This is a genomic window from Isoptericola sp. NPDC056618 (assembly GCF_042792715.1).
Taxonomy (GTDB): Bacteria; Actinomycetota; Actinomycetes; order Actinomycetales; family Cellulomonadaceae; genus Isoptericola; species Isoptericola nanjingensis.
The window spans coordinates 113,775-135,642 of record NZ_JBHTVZ010000006.1; the positions used below are offsets into that span (position 1 = coordinate 113,775).

Annotated in this window: 17 protein-coding genes; 13 read left to right on the top strand and 4 right to left on the bottom strand. The window is 73.8% G+C overall.

From position 1 onward, the window contains the following. Positions 1 to 36: 36 nt before the first annotated feature. Complete coding sequence (locus ACFQ8T_RS10340; protein WP_430546450.1) at positions 37 to 1,251, top strand: FAD-dependent oxidoreductase; 1,215 nt, start codon at positions 37 to 39, stop codon at positions 1,249 to 1,251. Between the two features lie 64 nt (positions 1,252 to 1,315). On the opposite strand, the gene ACFQ8T_RS10345 is transcribed toward ACFQ8T_RS10340, so the two are convergent. Beyond that, entirely contained in the window at positions 1,316 to 2,653 is a 1,338-nt protein-coding gene (locus tag ACFQ8T_RS10345) for a PLP-dependent aminotransferase family protein (protein ID WP_430546451.1), read from the bottom strand. Between the two features lie 101 nt (positions 2,654 to 2,754). On the opposite strand from ACFQ8T_RS10345, the gene ACFQ8T_RS10350 reads away from it, so the two are divergent. Further along, on the top strand, positions 2,755 to 3,456 hold the full coding sequence (locus ACFQ8T_RS10350; protein WP_430546452.1) for a pyridoxamine 5'-phosphate oxidase family protein: 702 nt from the start codon (positions 2,755 to 2,757) through the stop codon (positions 3,454 to 3,456). Between the two features lie 18 nt (positions 3,457 to 3,474). Here the strand turns inward: ACFQ8T_RS10350 and ACFQ8T_RS10355 are convergent, their stop codons facing one another. Beyond that, positions 3,475 to 5,529 carry a cytochrome c oxidase assembly protein gene (locus ACFQ8T_RS10355; protein WP_430546453.1) on the bottom strand — a complete coding sequence of 685 codons (2,055 nt, stop codon included), beginning with the start codon at positions 5,527 to 5,529 and terminating at the stop codon, positions 3,475 to 3,477. A 205-nt stretch (positions 5,530 to 5,734) separates the two neighbouring features. On the opposite strand from ACFQ8T_RS10355, the gene ACFQ8T_RS10360 reads away from it, so the two are divergent. The 10 genes from ACFQ8T_RS10360 to ACFQ8T_RS10405 all read left to right on the top strand — a co-directional run bounded on the left by ACFQ8T_RS10360 (position 5,735) and on the right by ACFQ8T_RS10405 (position 16,550). Further along, positions 5,735 to 6,997, top strand: a complete 1,263-nt coding sequence (locus ACFQ8T_RS10360; RefSeq protein WP_430546454.1) for an ABC transporter substrate-binding protein — start codon at positions 5,735 to 5,737, stop codon at positions 6,995 to 6,997. A gap of 2 nt (positions 6,998 to 6,999) precedes the next feature. Further along, positions 7,000 to 7,923: a carbohydrate ABC transporter permease gene (locus ACFQ8T_RS10365; RefSeq protein WP_430546455.1), complete on the top strand. Its 924-nt coding sequence runs from the start codon at positions 7,000 to 7,002 to the stop codon at positions 7,921 to 7,923. Then, positions 7,923 to 8,852: a carbohydrate ABC transporter permease gene (locus tag ACFQ8T_RS10370; RefSeq protein WP_430546456.1), complete on the top strand. Its 930-nt coding sequence runs from the start codon at positions 7,923 to 7,925 to the stop codon at positions 8,850 to 8,852. The genes ACFQ8T_RS10365 and ACFQ8T_RS10370 overlap by 1 nt, the downstream gene beginning before the upstream one ends. 8 nt (positions 8,853 to 8,860) lie before the next feature. Continuing rightward, entirely contained in the window at positions 8,861 to 10,849 is a 1,989-nt protein-coding gene (locus tag ACFQ8T_RS10375) for a hypothetical protein (RefSeq protein WP_430546457.1), read from the top strand. Beyond that, a complete protein-coding gene (locus ACFQ8T_RS10380) occupies positions 10,846 to 11,694 on the top strand; it encodes a ribonuclease activity regulator RraA (RefSeq protein ID WP_430546458.1) in 849 nt (282 codons plus the stop codon). The genes ACFQ8T_RS10375 and ACFQ8T_RS10380 overlap by 4 nt, the downstream gene beginning before the upstream one ends. Next, entirely contained in the window at positions 11,664 to 12,698 is a 1,035-nt protein-coding gene (locus tag ACFQ8T_RS10385) for an aldo/keto reductase (RefSeq protein ID WP_430546459.1), read from the top strand. The genes ACFQ8T_RS10380 and ACFQ8T_RS10385 overlap by 31 nt, the downstream gene beginning before the upstream one ends. After that, positions 12,685 to 13,569: an amidohydrolase family protein gene (locus tag ACFQ8T_RS10390; protein ID WP_430546460.1), complete on the top strand. Its 885-nt coding sequence runs from the start codon at positions 12,685 to 12,687 to the stop codon at positions 13,567 to 13,569. Before ACFQ8T_RS10385 ends, ACFQ8T_RS10390 begins: the two co-directional genes overlap by 14 nt. Positions 13,570 to 13,995: 426 nt before the next feature. Continuing rightward, a complete protein-coding gene (locus tag ACFQ8T_RS10395) occupies positions 13,996 to 15,321 on the top strand; it encodes a hypothetical protein (protein WP_430546461.1) in 1,326 nt (441 codons plus the stop codon). A 111-nt stretch (positions 15,322 to 15,432) separates the two neighbouring features. Continuing rightward, the gene (locus ACFQ8T_RS10400; protein ID WP_430546462.1) at positions 15,433 to 15,984 is read left to right on the top strand and encodes a GNAT family N-acetyltransferase; all 552 of its coding nucleotides are present in this window, start codon (positions 15,433 to 15,435) and stop codon (positions 15,982 to 15,984) included. Next, the gene (locus ACFQ8T_RS10405; RefSeq protein ID WP_430546463.1) at positions 15,981 to 16,550 is read left to right on the top strand and encodes a GrpB family protein; all 570 of its coding nucleotides are present in this window, start codon (positions 15,981 to 15,983) and stop codon (positions 16,548 to 16,550) included. The genes ACFQ8T_RS10400 and ACFQ8T_RS10405 overlap by 4 nt, the downstream gene beginning before the upstream one ends. On the opposite strand, the gene ACFQ8T_RS10410 is transcribed toward ACFQ8T_RS10405, so the two are convergent. After that, positions 16,547 to 17,209 (bottom strand): GntR family transcriptional regulator, encoded by a 663-nt coding sequence (locus tag ACFQ8T_RS10410; protein ID WP_430546464.1) that lies wholly within the window; start codon positions 17,207 to 17,209, stop codon positions 16,547 to 16,549. The genes ACFQ8T_RS10405 and ACFQ8T_RS10410 overlap by 4 nt on opposite strands. Further along, positions 17,206 to 17,862: an SGNH/GDSL hydrolase family protein gene (locus tag ACFQ8T_RS10415; protein WP_430546465.1), complete on the bottom strand. Its 657-nt coding sequence runs from the start codon at positions 17,860 to 17,862 to the stop codon at positions 17,206 to 17,208. The genes ACFQ8T_RS10410 and ACFQ8T_RS10415 overlap by 4 nt, the downstream gene beginning before the upstream one ends. Before the next feature lie 169 nt (positions 17,863 to 18,031). Between ACFQ8T_RS10415 and ACFQ8T_RS10420 the strand changes: the two genes are divergently transcribed. Further along, positions 18,032 to 21,844, top strand: coding sequence for an Ig-like domain-containing protein (locus ACFQ8T_RS10420; RefSeq protein WP_430546466.1), 3,813 nt, complete (start codon positions 18,032 to 18,034; stop codon positions 21,842 to 21,844). The last annotated feature ends 24 nt before the right edge of the window (positions 21,845 to 21,868 follow it).

A 21,868-nucleotide genomic window follows, 5' to 3' on the forward strand; every position in this document is an offset into this window, starting at 1 on the left:
TTGAGCGGGCGTCGCGCGATCGGGCACGGTCTGGTCGTGAGACCGTCGTCCCCCCGCGCCGCCCACCTGCCGCCGCTGCCCTCCACCGCCGACCTGGTCGTGGTCGGGGCGGGCATCGTCGGGCTCGCGCACGCCCTGGAGGCGCACGCCCGCGGGCACTCGGTGCTGGTGGTGGAGCGCGACCCGCGGCCCGACGGCGCGTCCGCCCGGCGCAGCGGGCACGTCGCCGTCACCACGCAGGACGCCGCGACCCTGTCCTGCGCGCTGGCGTCGCGCGAACGCTGGCTGAAGCTCGGCCGGGAGGCGGGCTTCTGGGTCAAGGACACGGGCGCGGTCGTCGTGGCGCGCTCCGCCGACGAGCTCGCCGTGCTGGACGACCTCGTGGCCGCCCGCGACGGCGACGCGCTGCTCCTCGACGCCGCGCAGGCCGCCGAGCGTGCCGGGCTGACGAGCGCGGGGGACGTCGTCGGCGGCGCGTTCCTCCCGCTCGACCTGCGCGTCGAGCCGCGCGACGCCCTCCGGGCGCTCGCGGCCGCGCTCGACGCCCGGCCGCGGGCCGACGTCGCCTGGTCGACGACGGCGCTCACCTTCGAGGCCGGCACGGGCCGCACGCTGGTGCGCACGTCGCGCGGCGAGGTCGTGGCGCGCCGCGTGCTGGTCGCCGTCGGGCCCGACCTGGACCGGTTCTTCCCCGACGAGGCGGCGCGCGCCGGGCTGCGGCCCGACGTGCGGCAGGTGCTGCGGGTCGCGACACCGGGCCGCCGGCACGACGCCGCCGGCCCCGCCGTGCTGGGCGGGACGAGCCTGCTGCGCGACGCCGCCACGGCGCACTCCCCCGCGCTGGCGGACGTGCGCGAGCGCCTCCGCACCAGCGCCCCGGAACTGCTCGACGCCGGCGTCCACCTCGCGTTCACCCCGCACGGCGACACGCTGCTCCTCGGCGAGGCCCGCCGCACGGACGCCGACCGGCGCGACGACGGGGGACTCGACCGGGACCCCGAGCGCTCCGAGGCCGCCGACACCCTGCTGCTGCGCGAGACCGAGGCCCTGCTCGGGCGGCCGGTCGAGGTGCGGCGGCGCTGGTCGGTGCCCGACGTCGCGGTGCCTCGCCCGCGCCGCGGGCCGTTCGCGGGCACGCCGTTCGTCGTCGCCGACCCGGCGCCCGGCGTCACCACCGTGACCGTCGCGGACGGGCTGGGCACGACGACGGCGCTGGGCCTCGCGGCGAAGGTCGTCGACGGTCTGCTGTAGCCGGTCCCCTCGTCACGGAGCGATCGGTCGTCGTCCGCGCGAACGACAGCGACCGAGGGCTACGTCACCCGCCCAGCCCCGCCCGGATCGCGGCGAGCGCGCGGTCGAGCTCGGCGTCGTCCACGCCGCCGAACCCGACGACGACGCCCGTGTCCTCGGCGGTGCGGCACAGGTCGGACAGCAGCGGCAGGTCGAAGCCCGCCCGCCGCGCGGCGTCGCGCGCGGACAGCGCGGCCTCCTGCGGCAGCAGCCAGGTCGAGTACATGCCGGCGGACGTCGCGGCCGGCTCCGCGTGCGGCGCCAGGACCGCGGCGACGCGGGCGGCCCGCTCGGCGTACACGCGCCGCGCCGTGCGCAGGACGGCGTCGAGCCAGCCGTCCCGCAGCAGCGTCAGCAGGGCCCGCTGCGTGGGCCACGCCGCGACGTCGTGGACGACGGCGCGCTGCCGCACCACGTCGTCGAGCAGCTCCGGGGGCGGCACCAGCCACCCGACCCGCAGCCCGGGCGGCGCGGACTTCGACGCCGAGCCGAGGTAGGCCACCCGGTCCCGGCCGAGCGCCGCCAGGGCCGGCACCGGCGCCACGTCGTAGCGCAGCTCGGAGTCGTAGTCGTCCTCGACCACCACGGCTCGCGTGGCCCGTGACGCGGCGAGCAGCGCGCGCCGGTCGTCGGCCGGCATCACCCGCCCGAGCGGGTGCTGGTGGGCGGGGGTCACGTACGCGGCGGCCAGCCCGCGCAGCGCCGCCTCGTCGTGACGTGCCTCCGCCGGCAGGTCGACGACGGCGCGGCCCGCGGCGTGCGCGGTCGCGACGGCGGCCCGGTAGCCCGGGTCCTCGATGCCCACGGGCCCCGCGGGCAGCACGACGAGCAGGTCACGGAACCCGGCGGTCGTCCCGGCGGTGACCACCACCTCGTCGGCGTCGACGACGAGGCCCCGCGTGCGAGCGAGACGCTCCGCGAGCGCCGCCCGCAGCGCGGGCAGGCCGCACGGGTCGTCGTAGCCCCGCGGGGGCGTCGTCGCCGACACCTCGCGCCACGCCCGCCGCCACCCCGCGCGGTGGCGCGGGTCGATCCACGGCTCGCCGGTGCTCAGCCGTACGAGGCCGCTGCCCGGGCCTGCGGCCCGGCGCGGCCCGGGCGCGGGGCGGGGTACGGCGTCGGCCGCGACGTACGTGCCCGCCCCGCGACGCGCGGTCAGCCACCCCTCGGCCACGAGCTGGTCGTACGCCTGCTCGGCCACGGAGCGCGCGACGCCGAGGTCCGCGGCGAGCGCGCGCGTGCTGGGGAGCCGGTCGCCGCGGCGCAGCGTGCCGCGGGACACCAGGTCGCGGACCTGGCCGGACAGCTGCGCGCCGAGCGGGTCGCGGGCGCCGCGGTCGAGGCGGACGGGGAGCGCGGGCATCGGGACTCCTTGACGGTCGGGGTGGCACGACCTGAGTGGCCTGCCGGACCTCCCGCGAAATGGCTCGTGACGACAGGCCAACCAGGGTCCACGGTAGTGGCATGGACGCCCTCTCCCCCACCTCTCGGTCCACCGTGCGGCGCGGCCGGAACCGCGCGGTCGGCGACCGGGACGCGCTGCACGCCCTGCTCGCCGACGGGCTCGTCGCCCACCTCGGCGTCGACGTCGGCGAGGGCGCCGACCGGCACCCGGTCGTGCTGCCCTGTGCGTACGCCGTCGACCTCGACGGTCCCGACGACGGCGGCACGCTGTACGTGCACGGCTCGGTGGCGGCGCGCTGGCTGGTCGGGGCCACGGACGCGACCGTCTGCGTCACGGTCACCGAGCTCGACGGCCTGGTGCTGGCGCGGTCCGGCTTCCACCACTCGATGAACTACCGGTCGGCGGTCGTGATCGGCACGGCCCGCCTCGTCACGGACGACGCCGAGCGCGCCCGCGCGCTGGACGCCGTCGTCGACCACATGGCGCCCGGCCGGTCCGCGACGCTGCGCCCCGCCACCCGCAAGGAGCTCGCCGCGACGGCGGTGCTGGCCGTGCCGCTGCGCGAGGCGTCGATGAAGGCCCGCGCCGGCGCGCCCGTCGAGGACCCGGCCGACGTCGCCGCGGGCGGCTGGGGCGGGCACGTCCCGGTGCAGCGCGTCGTGGGCGCCGCGGTCCCCGACGCCGACACGCGCGAGCCGGTCCCGGCGCACGTCGCCGCGCTGGCCGGCCCGTCCCGGCACCCGGTGCCGCAGCCCGCCTGACCTGGCGCGCTGCCCGTACTACCTCGGCGGGGTCTCGTCGTCGCGCTCGGCCATCTTGGCGAGCATGGCGTTGTACTCCTCGAGCTCGGCGTCGCCGTCGCGGTCCGCCTTGCGGTCGCGGCGGCGCGCCTCGCGCTCGTCGGACGTCGTCCACTGGATCGCGACGGCGATGGCGAGCGCGAGCGTCGGCAGCTCGCCGATGCCCCACGCGACGCCGCCGCCGCGCTGCTGGTCCTCGATGGCGGGCAGGCCCCAGGGCCGGCCCATGTTGCCGAACCAGTCGGCGACGAGCAGCGAGGTGCCCGACGTGAGCACGACGCCGAAGAACGCGTGGAACGCCATCGTCGCGAAGAGCAGCAGCAGCCGCTGCGGGTACGGCGGCCGCTTCGGGCCCGGGTCGATGCCCACCAGCGCGTTGGCGAACAGGTACCCGACGAGCGTGAAGTGCACGATCATCCACACGTGCCCGGCGTGGTTGCGCAGCGCGAACTCGAACGCGGGCGTGTAGTAGAACGCGATCATGCCGCCGGCGAAGAGCACCGCGGCCACCACCGGACGGGCGATGAACTGGCCGAACCGGGAGTGCACCAGGCCGAGCACCCACTCGCGCGGCCCGCGGCTGCCGTCCTTGCGGGCCTGGATCGCGCGCAGCAGCAGCGTGACGGGGGCGGCCAGCACGAGGAACAGCGGCACCAGCATCGCCAGGATCATGTGCTGCACCATGTGGCCGCTGAAGATCACGTGCCCGTACACGGCCGGGCCGCCGCTGGTCACCCAGAACATCACGACCATGCCCAGGCACCACGACACGGTGCGCCCCACGGGCCACGCGTCGCCGCGGCGCGCGAGCCGCCGCACCCAGCGCAGGTAGACCACGAGCCCGGCCACGCACGCGAACGCGAGCAGCGGGTCGAGGCTCCACTCGGTGAACCAGCGGCCCATGGTCGGCTCGGGCGGCAGTGCCTGGCCGGTGAGCTGGAAGGCGGGCGTGACGTCGACCGGCACCTCGTCCGGCACGGGCGGGGCGGTGGAGCCGAGCGCCACGGCGACGCCGGAGACGGCGCCGATGACGAGCAGCTCGACGGCGAGCAGCCGCCAGAACAGGCGGCGGACGGCGCCCGCGGAGCCGGCGCGGCCGAGCCGGTCCACGACCCACATCCGGTGCGCGAACCCGAACCCGCCGAGCGCCACCATGAGCAGCGCCTTGACGAGCAGCAGCACGCCGTACGGGGTGAGCAGGTCGCCCCAGGACTCCATGCGGAGCCACGCGTTGAGGATGCCGGAGACGCCCACCGCGGCGAAGCACCACCCCGCGACCGGGGAGAAGCGCGCGACGGCGGCCGCGGCGGTGCGGCCGTCGTCGCGGGCCTCCTCCCGCGTGAGCACGGTGACGAGCAGCGCGCCCAGGCCACCCACCCACACGGCGGCGCCGACCAGGTGCAGCAGCATCGCGCCGACGGCGAGCTCGTGGTTCGCGGCGCCCGACGCGTGGCCGGTGGTCGACTGCATGGCGAGGGCCGCGAGCGGCAGCAGCGTCGCCCACAGGGCGCCCACCGGCCCGCGCACCGCCATCGCGAGCGCGGACGTGAGCGCGGCGACCACGATGATCGCGAGGTAGAGCCGGCCGAGGTCGAGGTCGGTGACGAACTGCGCGAGGCCCTGCCCGAACGCGGGCGAGGCCGGCGAGGTCCCGGAGATGTTCGCGTACCGGAGCACGAGCTGGAGGACGGCGGCCACCGCCCACACGGCGCTGGCGGCGCCAGCGGTCGTGAGCACCCGCGTCTGGGTGCGGCCGGGCGGCACCAGGCAGGCCGCGACGAGGAGCGCGCCAACCGTCACCGAGACGCTGAGCTCGGTGAGCACGGTCGTGACGGGCAGGCCGTAGCGCACGATCGCGCCCGGGTCGGTGAAGCCGCTGAGGGCCTGGAACGCGCCCGAGTAGGCTCCGCCGCACAGCACGGCGAGGACGGCGACGAGGGCGGCTGCGGGTCCGGCGGCGACGAGCCACCAGGGACGCGGCGGCACGCTCGGGGTACCGCCCGGCCGCTGCACGGCGGGGGCTGCGGAGGTCACCCGTCCAGCCTATGGGCGGCGGGCGGCGCGCCGGGACGTCCCGGGTGTGAGATCACCTGCCGTGGGGCACCATCTTCCCAATCCAACGATTATCGATTAGTGTCCCAGTCGTCCCTCCACACCGGACGTCATCCACAGCCGCAAGGCCGAACTCCGGGCACGCGAAGCAGCGTCCCGGCGGGGCGGCAACCCGAGAGGATCAACGATGATCAAGCACCGCACCCTGGCGAGCGTGGGCACGCTCACGGTCGCCGCCCTCGCGCTCACCGGCTGCGCCGGCTCCGACGACGACGGCGGCTCCGGCGGCACCACCGAGGTGAGCATGCTCGTCAACGTCACGCCGAACCTCACCGAGGAGTACTGGAACGAGCTGGTCAAGCCGTTCGAGGACGCGAACCCCGGCATCGACGTCGTCGTCCAGAACCCGGGTGCCGAGGGCGTCGCCGCCGCCCTCCCCCGTCTGCTCACCGCGGGCGACGCGCCCGACGTCGTCCAGTCGCTGCCCCCGACCACGGACCTCGCCCCGGAGCTCGTCGACCTGTCCCAGTACGACTGGGCGACGTCCGGCCCGCTCGCCGACCAGTACTCGATCGACGGCAAGTACTACATGGCCGGCATCGGGTTCCAGCTGCAGAGCCTCTTCTTCTACAACAAGACGGCGTTCGAGGAGGCCGGGATCTCGGAGACCCCGACCACGGTGGAGGAGCTCACCGCGGCCCTCGGCAAGCTCAAGGACGCGGGCTGGACGCCGCTGCAGACCGGCGGCGACTGGATGACCAGCCACTCGCTCCAGGCCCTCGGCCTCCCGTCGATCGTCGGCCAGGACCCGGAGTGGTTCGCGCACATGAGCTCGGGCGAGGCCACCTTCTCCGACACGTACGGCGACTCGGTCGCCACCTACGCCGACTGGGTCGCGAAGGGCTACGTCCCCAAGGACGCGCTGGGCATCAAGTACCCGGACGCCGAGCAGGCGTTCCTCTCCGGCAAGAGCGCGGTCTACCCGATGGGCAGCTGGTTCGCCGGCACCGAGGCGAAGGCGGAGGAGAAGGCCGAGATCGGCGTCTTCCGCGCCCCCGCCGTCGACGGCGTCGCCAGCCCTGCCATGGGCGCGAACATCGCCAGCCCGTACTCGATCCTCAAGACCAGCGAGGACCAGGACGCGGCCGCCAAGCTCGTCGAGTTCCTCGTGACCGACCAGGACGCGGTGGCCAGCCAGCTCGAGGTCGACGGCAACTTCCGCGACGGCTACGAGTACGAGATGGACGACCTGGGCAAGGAGCTGCTGCAGATCGTCGCGGACACCCCCGCCGAGTCGTACACGCCGACCGGCCAGGGCTACGGCGAGCGCACGCTGCCCACCGGCTACTCGGACGAGATCAACGCGCAGACGCAGGCGCTCATCGGCGGCACCTCGGCCGACAAGGTCGACTCCGCGATGGACGACTGGTTCGCCGCCACGATCGGCTGACGATGGCGACCACCGTCCCCCTCGCCCGCGCGCGCCGCCGCCCGGCGGCGCGCGTGTGGCGCGACCGCCTGCCCGGCATCGTCATGGGCGGCCCCGCCGTCCTGGTCTTCCTGGCGATGTTCATCGTGCCGATGTTCCTGGCGTTCGTCCTGAGCCTGACCGACTGGAACGGCTACAGCCTGAACTTCACGTTCATCGGCTTCGACAACTACGCGGAGGCGTTCCGCAACCCGCGCACCGTGGACGCGGCGATCTTCACCGCCGTCGTCGCCTTCTGCGGCACGGTGCTGTGCAACGCGGTCGGGCTGTTCATCGCCGCGCTCATCGCCGGCAACAGCCGCGCGAACACCCTGCTCCGCACGATCTTCTTCTACCCGTACATCATCAGCGCGCTGATCATCGGGTTCCTGTGGTCGGCGATGCTCTCCCCCGAGGGGGCGGTGAACGGCCTGCTGGGGCACCTCGGCCTCGGGCCGGTGCCGTTCCTCACCGAGGTCGCGTTCGCGAAGGCGAGCGTGATCCTCACGATCGTGTGGTCGCACTTCGGCTTCAACATGATCCTGTTCCTCGCAGGCATCAAGTCGGTGCCCACCGAGTACTACGAGGCCGCCACGGTCGACGGCGCCTCGAAGTGGCAGCAGTTCCGCAACGTGACGCTGCCGCTCATCGCCCCCGTGTTCACCGTGAACCTCGTGCTCACGCTGGTGGGGCTGCTCAAGGTCTACGACATCGTGCTGGCGCTGACCGACGGCGGGCCCGCCGGGTCCACCCAGACGATCGTCTACCAGATCCTGCGGGACTCGTTCGCGAACTCGGAGCTCGGCTTCGGCGCGGCGCAGTCCGTGGTCCTGCTGCTCGTCACGGCCGTGCTGGGACTCGCGGTGACGTTCGCCCGACGCGGCGCGGAGAAGAAGGTGGCCGACTGATGGCGACGACGACGCACCCGACGACCCCCGTGACCCCGCCCGTGGCACCCCGCACGCCCGCCGCACGCCCGTCGTCGAAGGCCCGGCGACGGCCCGTCCCGGGCGTGGGCACCGTCCTCAAGTGGGTGGTGCTGGGCCTCGGCGCGCTGGTCATGCTCGTGCCGCTGTACATCATGGTGATCAACGCCTTCAAGCCGCAGGACGCGATCATCTCCTCGCCGCTGGCGATCACCCCGGACACGTTCAGCCTGGAGTACCTGCAGGCCGCGCTCACCAGCGAGAAGTTCAACGTCGTGCGCGCGTACGGCGTCACGCTGCTGTTCGTCGCGCTGGTCAACGTGTGCGGCATCGCGCTCGCCGCGCCGGTCGCGTACGTCATCGCGCGCGGCCGGTCGAAGTGGCACCTGGGCCTGCTGCTGCTCTTCGTGTCCGGCCTGTTCATCCCGGGCCAGGTGACGCTGATCCCCGTCGTCTTCGTGCTGCGGGTGCTGGGGCTCATCAACACGATCCCGGGCTTCATCCTGTTCGAGACGGCGGCGACGCTGCCGGTGACGATCTTCCTGTTCGCCGCCTACCTGCGCACCGTGCCGCGCGACATCGACGAGGCCGCCGCGCTGGACGGCGCGGGCAAGATCCGCGCGTTCTGGTCGTGCATCTTCCCGATCATGAAGCCGGTGGTCGCGACGATCGTCGTGCTGAACTCGATCAGCGTCTGGAACGACTTCGTGAGCCCGCAGATCATCCTGGGCCCGAGCTCCGGCATCTACACCGTGACGACCGGCGTGTACGCGGCGGTGGGCGAGTTCTCCACCGACTACACGACCGTCTTCCCGACCCTGCTGCTGGCGGTGAGCCCGGCGATCCTGTTCTTCGTGCTCATGCAGCGGCACATCATCGGCGGCCTCGTCGCCGGCGCCACGAAGGGCTGAGCCCGACCATGAGCGAGACGACCGACGGCACGACCGACCGCACGACCCGGCCCTGCATCCCCACGACGCCGCTGCGCGAGGTCCCGGCCTGGGCCGTGCTGGAGCGCCGCCTGTTCGACGCGACGGAGGAGGCCTGGCGGCTGTTCTCCGACCGCTACACCGGGCCCGACGGCCGCATCCTGCACGCGGGCGGCTTCGAGCACCGCGACGGCGTCGACGACCTGTACGAGCCGTTCTTCAACTGGCCCGCGTTCTACGCCCTGGGCGGCAGCGACGAGATCCTCGCCGCGGCGAAGCGCCACTTCGAGGGCGTGACGGCGCAGCTCACCGAGGGCGGCATGCTCACCGACGAGTACGAGAACGGGTACGACTGGTTCCACCAGGGCGAGTCGCTGCTGTTCTTCTACGGCCTGTGCGCGGCGGACCCGGGCGACGAGCGGTTCGCCGAGCGCGCCCGCCGGTTCGCCGCCCTGTACACGGACCCGGCGCACGGCAACTACGACCCCCGGCGGAACCTGATCACGGCGCCGCACAACGGCGCGCAGGGACCTCTGGAAGGTCTGGGCACCGAGTGGCTCACCTATCCGGCGTCGCTCGACTACATGGAGGCGTACGGCCTGCCGCTGCACGGGCTGCCCGGCATCACGCGGTGGTCCGACCTGGAGGACCCGGCCCACGCCCAGCTCATGGGCGACGAGCTCCAGCGCCGGGCGGCGGGCGACACGGCGGTCAACCTCGCCGCGACGTCCCTCGTCACCAACCGGTGGCTGTACGACGGCGACGCCGCGTCCGCGGCGTGGGTGGCGCGGTACGTCGACGGCTGGCGCGAGCGCGCCGCCGCGGCGGGCGGCCTCATGCCCGACAACGTGGCGCCCGACGGCGTCGTCGGCGGCCTGCACGACGGCGCCTGGTACGGCGGCCACTACGGGTGGACGTGGCCGCACGGCCTGCACTCGGTGGGCATGAGCACGCTGATCGGCGCGATCAACGCGTCGTTCGTCTCGGGCGGGACGACCGGCACCCGCGACGACGGCCCGCTCGACCTCGTGCGCACCATGCTCGACACGGCGCTGGAGCACGCGATCACCGCGCCCGTCACCGAGACGCCGTTCAGCCTGCGCGGCAGCTGGCTCGAGCGGCTCGGGCCGCACGCCGCCGAGCCCGCGACGCTCGTGCCGTACAGGTTCGGCGCCGACGGCTGGTTCGACTACGGCCCGCTCCAGCTCGACCTGCCCACCTGGCTGTGGTGGTGGACGCGCGACGACGCCGACCGCAAGCGCCTGGACCGGGTGCTCGACGGCGTCCCCGGCTCCGACGAGGTCCGCCCGTTCCGCGACAAGGTGGAGGCCGGGCACGAGGGCCCGTGGCTCGCGTTCCTCGACGGCTCGCTGCCGGACTACCCGGAGCGCGCGCTGTCGATGGCGCTCGGCCAGCTCGCCCGCCGCGTCGCCGTGATGGACGCCGAGCCCGTGGACCCCGAGACCGTGCACCTGCACTTCTGGCAGCGCGCCAACCCGGTCGTCACGGAGGTGCTGGGGCAGCTGATCACCGGCACGCCGCAGACCCTGTACAACGGCGGGCTCCCGTTCGCCGCCGTCGCGTACACCGACGCCGACCGGCGGCGCCCCGGCCTGCCGCCCGACGTCGCCGCCCTGGTCTCCGGCCTCGACCGCGACGCCGACGGCACCGGCCGCGTCGAGCTCAGCCTCGTCAACCTCTCCCCCACCCACGCCCGGCGCGTGCGCGTGCGGCCCTCGCGGTTCGGCGAGGAGCGCCTGACGGGCGTCGTCGTGCGCGGCGAGGACGGCGGCGTCTGGCCCGGCCCGTCCACGGCGTCCGCCGGCCGCGCCGGCACGCGGACCGCCGCGACCGTCCCGCTCGACGCCCCCGACCTGCTCGTCGAGCTGCCGCCGAGCCACCGCGCCGACGTCGTGCTGCTCACCGCACCGGCCGGCAGCGCGCCACGTCACCAGCACCACGAAGGAGCCCGACCATGACCGACGCTCTCACCGACGGGTCGCCCGTCGACACCTTGCCCGTCGACACCCTGACCACCGGCCCCGGCGCGGGCCTCGTGCGGCCCGAGATCTCCCTGCCCGTGCGCGGCGGCGCGTACGAGCGGGCGGACGCGCAGTCCCTGGAGCGGCTCGGCCAGGTGTCGGCGGCGACGGCCTGCGCCAAGCTGCACGGCCTCGGCATCCGGCACTCGTTCGTCGAGGGCCCGCGGCCGCTCAAGCCCGGGTACCGCGTCGTGGGCTCCGCGCTCACCCTGCAGTTCATGCCCCAGCGCGAGGACCTCGCCGCCGGCGACGAGCAGGAGTACGTGGAGCGGCACACGGCGCTGTGGCACGTGCTCGAGGCGGTCCAGCCCGGCGACGTGCTGGTGGTCCAGGCGTACGGCAGCCGGTTCTCCGGCTGCGTGGGCGACATCCTCGCCCGGTACTTCCAGCGCAAGGGTGGCGCGGGCATGATCGTCGACGGCCGCATCCGCGACTCCGGGAAGATCCGCGACCTCGGCCTGCCCGTGTGGTCCACGGGCGTGACCCCGCACTACGCCTCGCAGTCGGAGCTGTTCCCCTGGGCGTACGACGTGCCCGTCGCCGTCGGCGGCGTGCTGTGCATGCCGGGCGACCTCGTCGTCGCGGACGACGACGGCCCCGTCATCGTGCCGCGCGCGATGGCGGACCAGGTGGTCGAGTCCGCGCAGGACCACGAGGAGTGGGAGGTCTTCAGCCGGCGCCGGCTCGACGAGGGCGCCCGTCTCAGCGACTACTACCCGCTGACCCCCGACACCCGAGGGGAGTTCGAGGCATGGCGTTCCGCGCAGGGCTCCGCCCGCTGACCCCGGCCGACGACGGCGCGCCCGACCCGACCGGCGTCGCCGCGTCGTCCTTCGGCCTCGGCTGCGCGCCGATCGGCAACCTCTTCACCCCCGTGGCGGAGGCCGACGCCGAGGCGACGGTCGGCCGCGCGCTCGATCGCGGGATCCGCTTCTTCGACACGGCGCCGCACTACGGCGAGGGCGTCAGCGAGCTGCGGCTCGGCCACGCCCTGGCCGGCGTCGACCGCGACTCCGTCGTCATCGCCACCAAGGTGGGCCGCGTGATCGTCGACGCCGACGGCGCGCCCGTGCCCTCGGGCGGCACCGGCGGCCCCGGGGGCACGACGGTCGGCGACCTCGGCCGCGACGGCGTGCTGCGGTCGCTGGAGGGCAGCCTGGCGCGGCTCGGCACCGACCGCGTCGACCTGCTGTACCTGCACGACCCGGCGGACGTGGACGAGGCGCTGCGGGGCGCCCTGCCCGCGATGCTGGAGCTGCGGGACCAGGGCGTGGTGCGGGCCGTGGGCGTCGGGATGGGGCGCAACGCTCCCGTGGCGCGCCTGGTCCGCGAGGCCGCCGGCGCGCTGGACGTCGTCATGCCCGCCGGGCGGGTGACGCTGATCGACCGCACCGCCCTGGACGACCTGCTGCCCGCCGCCCGCGAGCGCGACGTCGGCGTCGTCGCGGCGGGGGTCTACAACTCCGGCGTGCTCGCCGACCCGGTCGCGGCGCCGTTCTTCGACTACCACCCCGCGTCGCCGGACCAGGTCGACCGGGCCCTGCGCATGGCGGCCGCGTGCCACCGCGAGGGGATCGACCTGCCCACCGCCGCCGTCCGCTGGCCGCTGCGCGTGCCGGGCGTGGAGGCCGTCGTCGTGGGGGCGCGCACCCCCGCCGAGGTGGACGTCTTCGCCGACGCCGCCGACGCCGTCGTCCCCGACCGCCTGTGGACGGAGCTCGACGCGATCGCGAGCTCCGCCGAACAGGCGGTTGACACCGTTATCGGGTCGCATGGCACCGCATAACGGTGTCAACCGCCTGTTCGGCGAGGGCCTGGACGGGGTCGTGGACGCGCACGTGCACCTGTGGGACACGGCGGCCGTGCGGGTCTCGTGGTTCCGGGACGACCTGGGCCTGCCCGCGCGGGTCGGGCCCGACGACCTGGCCCGCGCCGTCGCGACGTCACCCGTGCCCGTGCGCGCCGCGGTGGCCGTGCAGGCCGCGGACACGGAGGGCGAGGCGCGCTGGCTCGCGCGGCAGGCCTCCGCCCACGGGCCGCTGCCCGGACCGGTCGTGCTCCAGTACGACGCCCGCCCCGACGACCCGCACGCCTGGGCCGGGATGGCGCAGGCACCGATCGACGACGGCGTCCCCGTCGCGGGCCTGCGGCTCGCCGTCCCGGGCGGCGCGGCGGACCTGTCCGACGTCGCGGGCCTCGACGCGCTGTGCGAGGGCCTCGCGGCGTCGGGCCGCGTGCTCGAGACGCTCGTGCGACCGGAGCAGCTGTCCGCCCTCGCCGCCCTCGCCGGGCGGCACCCGGACCTCGACGTCGTCGTCTGCCACCTGGGCCTCGGCGCGGGCGACCCCGACGCGTCGTGGCGCGACGCCCTCGCCGCCGTCGCCACCCGCCCCCGCGCGCACGCGAAGCTGTCGGGCCTCCACACCACGGCTCCCGACGACGCCCTGCGCACGGCCGCGGCCGCCCGCGCCGCCGTCGACCTGCTCGGCCCGGAGCGGCTGCTGTTCGGCAGCGACTGGCCGATGTCCGCGCGCGTCGCCCCCTACGCGGAGGTCGTCGGGCGCACAGCCGCCGCCCTCCCCCCGCTCGACGACGCCGCGGCGACGGACGTCTGGTCCGGCACGGCGACCCGGCTCTACGGCACGGGCCTCACCTGAGGCCGCCAGGATTTCACCCGCCGCCAGGCCCTCGGGCGCGGCTGGCGACCGGCCACCGTCCCTAGACTTCGCGCGACTCCCGGCGGACGAAAGGGCCCTCCCATGCACGTACGGCACCTCACGAGGACGTTCTGGGCCGCCCTCGTCTGCGCGGCGCTCCTCGTCTCGGGGGGTGCGGCCGGCGCGACCACCACGGAGCCGGACGGGGACGCGGCGGAATGCCCGCTCGTCCTGAACCCGTCGGCCCAGGGCGTCGGGCGAAAGGCGGCGGTACAGGTCAGCGTCACGTCGTGCGGGCAGCCGCTAGGTCCCGACGCCGGAACCGTCCTGTTCTCCGTTGACGGCGGACCGTTCACGGAGGCCGCCGCCTACTGGACCGTGGCCGGCCACTGGTCCGGGGGGAAGAGTTTCGCCGCGGTCGAAGGCGTGCACACGCTGACCGCCGCGTTCCGGCCGACAGGCAGCGCGACGTACGCCGCGACGGCGAGCAAGGAGTTCACCTCGCGGTACGCCGTGACGTCGTTCGGGCCGCTCACCGTCGCCCACTGGAGCGAGGACCCGTCGCGGGTCACGATCTCGGGTCAGCTCAAGACGGAGGCGCCGTCGACCTCGGCGGGCCTCGGCTCGGTCCTCTCGCTGGCCGGCACCGTCACCCTCCGGCGTGGCGACGTCGTCGTGGGCTCGGCTCCGGTGGCGGCCGACGGGAAGTTCGTGCTCCAGCGGATGCCGGTGGCCGCCGGGCAGGACCTCACCGTGGCCTACGCCGAGGGCTTCGACTACGGACCGGCCACCCGGGTGGCCACCTTCGCGGACCGCCGGCGCGCCGTGACCCTCACCAACGTCGTGGTGAGGGGCCCGCGCGCCGACGCCGGCATCACCGCCACCGTCCACACCCAGGGTGATGCCCTGTTCGCCGGGGCGGGCAGGTCGGTCGCCCTCCGGGTCGACGGCCGGCAGGTCGCCACCCTGCCCCTCGAGCCGGACGCCTTCCAGCAGACCGCACCGGCGTTCACCCAGCGGCTCGAGTGGGAGCACCTGCCGATCCCCGCCGGCCGGCACACGGTCACGCTCGATTACACCGGCAACACCAACTACGCACCGACGAGCACCTCGACAACGACGAACCTCGCACGCTCGAAGCCCGTCTTCTCGACCGACGGCCTCGTGTCCGAGAAGGTGCTGCCGGGATGGGACCCGCCCGTGCTCGCCTACGGGAAGCGGCTGACCCTGACCGCACGCCTGTCCGACGAAGGCACCTGGACGCCGTCGGAAGGAGCGCGCGTCCAGTTCCAGGCGCGCACCAGCGGTTCGACGACGTGGCGCGCGCTCGCGACGGTCGCGTCGTCCGGCGGAGTCGCGAAGACCTCGGTCACGCACCAGGTGAGCGCGTCGTACCGCGCTGTCGTCGTGGCGGACTCGCAGTACGAGGCCGCGAGCGGCGCGAGGACCGAGGTCATCAAGGCCCGCCGATCCGTGAGCCTGTCGATGACCTCCTCGCCCACGAGCCCACGCACGACGAAGGTCCTCACCGCGAAGGCGGGCCCCCGGGGCACCTTCGTGCTCCAGAAGTACACCCGCGGCGCGTGGCGCACGACCGCGCAGAAGACGCCGGCCGGCAGCGCGACGTCGATCGGCACCGCACGGTTCACCGTCACCCGAGGGGCGGCGGCCGTCCGGTGGCGCGTGGTGGTCAAGGCCGACGCGACGGGGACGCGGGCGCAGAGCGCCTCGGTCGTGGTGCCGCGGCGCTGAGCTCCCTGCTGGCGAGTCGCGGGCACACCGGAGGAAGCCTGCACGCCACGGGACCGGCGTGCGAGGATCTCGACGGGCCGGCGCTCCGCCGGCCATGACCAGGGAGGCACGATGTTCGCGAGGTCCCTCGGGGACGACGGCGCGGAGCTGCGGCCGCTGGAGCCGTGGCACGCGGAGGAGCTGCTGGCGACGATCGACCGTGGCCGGGAGTTCGTCGGGCGGTTCGTCGGCCTGGCGGACCGGATCACGGACCTCGCGTCGAGCCGGTCGTTCCTCGAGTCGTACGCGCAGAAGGCCGCGACCGACACCGGGCGCCTCTACGGCATCTGGCTGGACGGCACGCTGGTGGGCGGCGTCCTGTTCCGCACGATGGACGTCGCGCAGGGCACGGCCGAGGCGGGCTGCTGGTTGGAGCCGGCGGCCGCGGGGCGCGGCCTGGTGACCCGCGCGGCGCGCGCCATCATCGACTGGGCCGTCCGCGAGCGCGGCATCCACCGCGTCGAGTGGTGGGCGGCGTCGGGCAACACGGCGAGCATCGCCGTCGCCCGCAGGCTGGGGATGCGGCGCGACGGCGTGCTGCGCGAGCACCACGAGCACCGCGGCGTGCGGCAGGACATCGAGGTCTGGTCGGTGCTCGCGCCGGAGTGGGAGGCCAGGGCATGACCGACGACGGCGTCGAGCTGGACGGCGTCGAGCTTGTCGGCGGGATCGAGAAGCGCGAGATCGTCCTCGTCGAGCCGGACCCGGCGTGGCCGGCGCGGTTCGCGCGGGAGCGCGAGCGCATCGTCGCCGCCCTGGGCCCGACAGCGGTGCGGGTGGACCACGTGGGGTCGACGTCGGTGCCGGGCCTCGCGGCCAAGCCGATCGTGGACATCGACGTCAGCGTGCCCGACGTCGAGGACGAGGACGCGTACCTGCCCGCGCTCCTCGTCGCGGGCTACGAGCTGCGCGTGCGCGAGCCCGGCCACCGACTGGTCCGCACGCCGGAGCGCGACGTGCACGTCCACGTCTGCGCGGCGGGCGGCGACTGGGAGCGAAGCCACCTGCTGTTCCGCGACCGGCTGCGGCACGACGCCGACGACCGCGCCGCCTACGCCGCCCTCAAGCGCGAGCTCGCGGCCCGGGACTGGCCGAGCATGAACCACTACGCCGACGCCAAGGGCGGGCTGATCGCGGAGATCACCGCCCGGGCGGAGGCGTGGGCCGCCGCCACGGGCTGGCGTCTCTAGCCCTCGCCGTCGAGCAGGGTGCCCGCCGCGTGCGCCTCGAAGAGCGCGGACGCGGCGTCGGCATCGCCGTCGTCGAGCACGTCGAGCAGGCTGCGGTGCCAGTCGGCCACCTGGTGCCAGTCGCCCGTGAACTCGGGGTCGCCGAGCAGGTGCATGGACCGGAGGCTGGGCTCGATGATGTCCCACATGCGCGGCAGGTAGGTGTTGCCGCTGGCCTCGATGACGGCGCGGTGGAAGCCGAAGTCGAGCTCGCGGAAGGCGGGCAGGTCGGCCGCGTCGACGGCGCCGTGCATCTCGTCGATGACCTTCTCCAGGCTGGAGCGCGTCTCGGGCGCGAGCTGCCCGCACGCGAGCCGGCCCGCCAGGGCCTCGACGGCGACACGCGCCTGCTTGGCCTGCTGCGCCTCCTCGTCGGAGTACTGCGCCACGAAGTTGCCCTGGTGGCGCACGTGCGTCACGAGGCCCTCGTGGGCGAGGCGCTTGAGCGCGTCGCGCACGGGCGCCTGGCTGACCTGGAGGCGGCGGGCGAGCTGCGACTCGACGAGCTGCTCCCCCGGGGCGAGCTGCGACGTCTTGATCATCGACTTCACGAGGTCGTAGATCTGGTCGGACAGCAGCCCCCGCTCCAGGCCGCTGATCGAGCTGAGCGCGTCCGTCATCCGTGCAGCCTCACGTCGTTCCTCGGGTCGTTATCGACAATCGTTTGTGTGTCGTCAGCGTACGCCGCCAGCCACGCGTCCGCGATCATCCGGGACGCCGGGGGCGTCGGGTGCACGCCGTCGGGGGCGAGAGCCGCGGCGCCGGCGTCCTGGGCGGCGTGGGTCAGCAGGGAGTGCAGGGGCACCAGCGCGGCCCCGGTCTCGGCGGCCAGTCGCGCGACGACGTCCCGCTTGCCGTCGAGGTCCTCCAGCCAGCCGTGCTGCTCGTCGCGCACGGGCAGCAGGAACGGCTCGACCAGCACGAGCCGCGGGCTGCCCGGCACGCGCGCCAGCAGGCGCCGGTAGGTGGCCTCGAACTCCTCGGCGCTCGTCGCGTCGTCGGAGTCGAAGCGGCGCCAGGTGTCGTTGACGCCCACGTACACGGTGAGGACGTCAGGCGCGGTCGCCGCGACGTCGCGCTCCCACCGCTCCTCCAGGTCGACGGCGCGGTTGCCGCCGATGCCGAGGTTGAGCACGACGACGTCGGGCAGGTCCGCCGCGACGAGCGAGACGTAGCCGTCGCCGAGCGACGCCTCGTCCGCGCGGTCGCGGCCCGCGTCGGTGATGGAGTCCCCGACGAACACGAGTCGATCGGGGGCTGCGCTGCTGGTCATGAGCTCTCCTTCGAGTGACGGGTCCGACCGTAGCGGGTCGGAGCGCCCGTCGCCGCATTGTCAGCGATTATCGATTAATGTAACCTGCGGATGCTTGTCGATCCGGGCGCGCCGCACCCGCGTCGCCCCGAGAACCCCCGTGACCGCACGAGAGGTCGGAGCACTCGCAATGAAGCGACCACTGTCAGCACTGCTGCTGACGTCCCTGCTCCTCGCAGGGACACAGACCACGGCGCACGCGGAACCGCCCGCGGCCGCCGGCGCCCACAAGGCCGGCGTCGTCCTCTACGTCTCCCCCGACGGGAACGACGGCGCGAAGGGGACCCAGAAGCGCCCCCTGGCGACCCTCGAGGGCGCGCGCGACGCGATCCGCGAGCTGTCGAAGGGACAGCGCAAGAAGGGCGTCACCGTGTACCTCCGCGAGGGCACGTACGAGCGCTCTGAGTCGTTCCTCCTCGGGCCGGAGGACTCGGGCACCAAGGACGCCCCCATCACGTACGCCTCCTACCCCGGCGAGCGGGCCACGATCTCGGGCGGCAGGGAGCTGCCGTACGACGGCTTCTCCCCCGTCACCGACCAGGCCGTGCTCGACCGGATCATCGAGACGTCCGCGCACGACGACGTCCTCCAGATCGACCTGAGCGAGCTCGGCATCGACGACTACGGCCAGCTCAGCCGGCACGGCTACTGGAAGGCCAACGACGTCAGTACGACGCCGCCGATGGAGCTGTACGTGGACGGCGAGGACATGACCCTCGCGCGCTGGCCCAACGCCGGCGCCGCGAAGGACACCGTGCAGATGAACAAGATCGTCGACCCCGGCCCCACCAAGGACGACGCCGACCTGCAGGAGCGCGGCGGCACGTTCAGCTACTCCTACGACCGCCCGCAGTACTGGGGCGAGGCCAAGGGCGTCTGGATGGACGGCATCTTCGGTCAGAGCTGGGAGTGGTCGTACAACAAGATCGAGAAGATCGACACCGACGCGCGCACCATCACGCTGCGCTACGGCGAGATGTCGGGGCTGATGAAGACCTGGTACCCCGACTTCCACTTCGCGCAGAACCTGCTCGAGGAGCTCGACGCGCCGGGCGAGTACTACATCGACCGCGACACCGGGATGCTCTACCTGGTGCCGAACGCGTCGTTCCTGGCCGAGCGCGGGGCGCCCGTCGTCACGACGCTGGACGAGCCGATGATCCGCACGGACGGCGCGTCGTACGTGACGTTCGACGACCTGGTCCTCGAGTACGGGCGGGCCCTGGGCGCCGTCATCCTCGGCGGCAGCCACGTGACGATCTCGAACAGCGACGTGCAGAACTTCTCCGACGGCGGCGTGTCCATCAACTCGCCGGGGCGGTACACGTACGACGGCATCCCGGTGAACCGGGGCGGTCGCGACCACGCCGTCGTCTCCAGCGACATCCGCCACGTGGGCGGGGTCGGCGTCGTGCTGACCGGCGGGGACAAGACCACCCTGGAGCCCGGCCGCAACCGCGTCGAGGACTCCCACATCCACGACTTCGCGTACTACCACAAGGCGTACAACCCGGGCGTGATGTTCGACGGCGTCGGGAACGTCGCGCGCGGCAACGAGATCAACGACGCGCCCCACCCGGGCGTCATCGTGCACGGCAACGACCACCTGTTCGAGCAGAACGAGGTCTACGACGTCTGCAAGACGTTCCAGGACCTCGGCGCGATCTACATGAACTCCGGCGAGACGCCGCAGCAGCGCGGGCACGTGTTCCGGCAGAACTACTTCCACGACGTCGGCCTCACCAAGCACGGCGTCGAGGGCATCTACGCCGACAACTTCACGTGGGACCTGGAGATCAGCCAGAACGTCTTCGTGGACATGGGCAACGACGCGATCAAGTCCGGCTCGGCCGACTACATCGACGCCACGAACAACGTGTTCGTCGACACGACCGTGCCCTACGACAACTACACGCAGTGGATGGGCGACGGGGAGGGCAACACCGTCGACCGCGTGTACATGCCGAAGTGGGAGAAGGTGTTCGCCGACAACAAGGACTTCGTCGGCACGCCGTACCTGGAGAAGTACCCGGAGCTGGGCCACTTCTTCGAGGACAACCACTACTTCCCGAACCACTCCACGTTCGCGAAGAACGTCGTGTGGAACCCGGACCGCACGCGCAACCCCGACGTCAACGCCGAGGGGGCGCTCGACACGAAGAACCTCCTCAACTACGGGACCGGCGACGACGCCAACTGGGTGGCGGACGCCGACCCGGGCTTCGTCGACGCGGCGAACGGCGACTACACGCTGCGCGACGACGCCGCCGTCTTCGACCAGATCCCCGGGTTCGAGGCGATCCCGTTCGACGAGATCGGCACGGACGGGCACGTCGGCCAGTCGCAGACGCCGGACACCGTGGCCCTGGAGTCGCTCCAGCTGCCCGCGGACCAGCTGGCGGTGACGCTCGGCGACGAGGTGTCGGTGGCCGCGCAGGCGGTGCCGTGGAACGCCACCCAGCAGGCCGTCACCTACACCTCGAGCGACCCGGAGGTCGCGACCGTCAGCGCCGCGGGGGTCCTCACCGCCGTCGCGCCCGGCGAGGTGACGGTGACCGCGGAGGCGAAGGCCGACGCGGGCATCCGTGACGAGATGACCGTGACCGTGGCGGCCGGCGACGGCGTGCTGCACTCCACGGACTTCGAGACGGGCGGCAACGGCTGGGCCACCGACCCGAACCGCGCGATCGTCGACGACGGCACGGGCGACCACGTCTACCGGATCAAGAACGGCGCCAACTCCCAGCTCGACCGCTCCTTCTCGGAGTACGCGCTCGACTTCACGGTGACGACGCCGGCGGAGGTGCCGGAGGGCGGCCAGATGCTCGTCTACGACCGCACCGGCAGCACGCCGGGCGGGTACGTCCGCTACCGCCACGCGGCGGCCGGTCCGACGTGGACGATCTTCGACTCCGCGTGGGGCACGGTGAAGGAGGTGACGCTGCCCGCGGGCGAGGGGCTCGAGCCCTCCACCCAGTACGACGTGCGGGTCGTGGTGACGGCCGGCGGCGTGCGTGTGCTGCTCGACGGCGAGGAGGTCGTGGCGGGCGCCAACCCGGCACCCGGCGGGGCCGGCAAGGTCGGCTTCTACGTGCAGGGCTTCGTGTCGCTCGACTTCGACGACGTGCGGTTCTCGCTCGTGGGCGTGGACCCCGACGGGCTCACCCTGGCGCCGTCCGAGGCGACGATCGAGCCGGGCGAGACGCACCCGCTCGCGCCGTCGTTCACCCCCGCGGACGCCACGCGCACCGGGCTGGAGTGGACCTCGAGCGACGCGTCCGTCGCGACCGTGGACGCGAAGGGCGTCGTCCGCGGCGTCGCCGCCGGCACGGCCACGATCACGGCGACGTCGACCGTGGTGGCAGGCCTCGCGGCGTCGTCCACCGTGACGGTGCAGGCGGCCGACCACCCCGTGACGCCGCTCGGCGCCGAGATCCTCGACCCCGCGGCCTGGACGCCGGGTGAGGGGATCACGGTGGCCGACGGCGCGGCCCACCTGGCGCCGCGCGGCGCGTGGAGCTTCAAGCCCCGGCAGTTCGGGGACGAGCTGCTCCGGTTCGACACCTCGGTCGGCGCCTTCAACGGCGGTTGGTTCGGGTTCTCCGTCCGGTCGAAGACCGCCGGCGACCCGGTGTGGACCAACAGCAGCTCGGGCTACCTCGTGGTCATCAAGGAGGACGTCATCGAGATGCAGAAGTGGAGCCCCGCCGTCTTCATGGTCGACACGTTCCCCAACACGGTGATCGAGCCGAACTCGACCCACGAGGTCACGTTCGGCGCCGTCGACGTCGAGGGCGGCACCCGCGTGGTGCTGCGCGTGGACGGCGAGCCGGTGTGGAGCTACCTCGACGACGCGGCCGGCAACCCGCTCGCCACCGACGGGTACTTCACCGTCTACCGGCAGGGGCCCGCGGGCGAGATGAGCCTCTCCCCCGCGAGCTGACCCCTCGACGACGGGCGTCCGGTA

Bases quoted from the DNA above. Each gene is read 5' to 3' on its own strand.
- ACFQ8T_RS10410 (WP_430546464.1), bottom strand. From the start codon at position 17,209: ATGACGGACGCGCTCAGCTCGATCAGCGGCCTGGAGCGGGGGCTGCTG.
- ACFQ8T_RS10385 (WP_430546459.1), top strand. From the start codon at position 11,664: ATGGCGTTCCGCGCAGGGCTCCGCCCGCTGACCCCGGCCGACGACGGC.
- ACFQ8T_RS10360 (WP_430546454.1), top strand. From the start codon at position 5,735: ATGATCAAGCACCGCACCCTGGCGAGCGTGGGCACGCTCACGGTCGCC.
- ACFQ8T_RS10405 (WP_430546463.1), top strand. From the start codon at position 15,981: ATGACCGACGACGGCGTCGAGCTGGACGGCGTCGAGCTTGTCGGCGGG.
- ACFQ8T_RS10365 (WP_430546455.1), top strand. From the start codon at position 7,000: ATGGCGACCACCGTCCCCCTCGCCCGCGCGCGCCGCCGCCCGGCGGCG.
- ACFQ8T_RS10400 (WP_430546462.1), top strand. From the start codon at position 15,433: ATGTTCGCGAGGTCCCTCGGGGACGACGGCGCGGAGCTGCGGCCGCTG.
- ACFQ8T_RS10420 (WP_430546466.1), top strand. From the start codon at position 18,032: ATGAAGCGACCACTGTCAGCACTGCTGCTGACGTCCCTGCTCCTCGCA.
- ACFQ8T_RS10390 (WP_430546460.1), top strand. From the start codon at position 12,685: ATGGCACCGCATAACGGTGTCAACCGCCTGTTCGGCGAGGGCCTGGAC.
- ACFQ8T_RS10370 (WP_430546456.1), top strand. From the start codon at position 7,923: ATGGCGACGACGACGCACCCGACGACCCCCGTGACCCCGCCCGTGGCA.
- ACFQ8T_RS10380 (WP_430546458.1), top strand. From the start codon at position 10,846: ATGACCGACGCTCTCACCGACGGGTCGCCCGTCGACACCTTGCCCGTC.
- ACFQ8T_RS10415 (WP_430546465.1), bottom strand. From the start codon at position 17,862: ATGACCAGCAGCGCAGCCCCCGATCGACTCGTGTTCGTCGGGGACTCC.
- ACFQ8T_RS10350 (WP_430546452.1), top strand. From the start codon at position 2,755: ATGGACGCCCTCTCCCCCACCTCTCGGTCCACCGTGCGGCGCGGCCGG.
- ACFQ8T_RS10375 (WP_430546457.1), top strand. From the start codon at position 8,861: ATGAGCGAGACGACCGACGGCACGACCGACCGCACGACCCGGCCCTGC.
- ACFQ8T_RS10345 (WP_430546451.1), bottom strand. From the start codon at position 2,653: ATGCCCGCGCTCCCCGTCCGCCTCGACCGCGGCGCCCGCGACCCGCTC.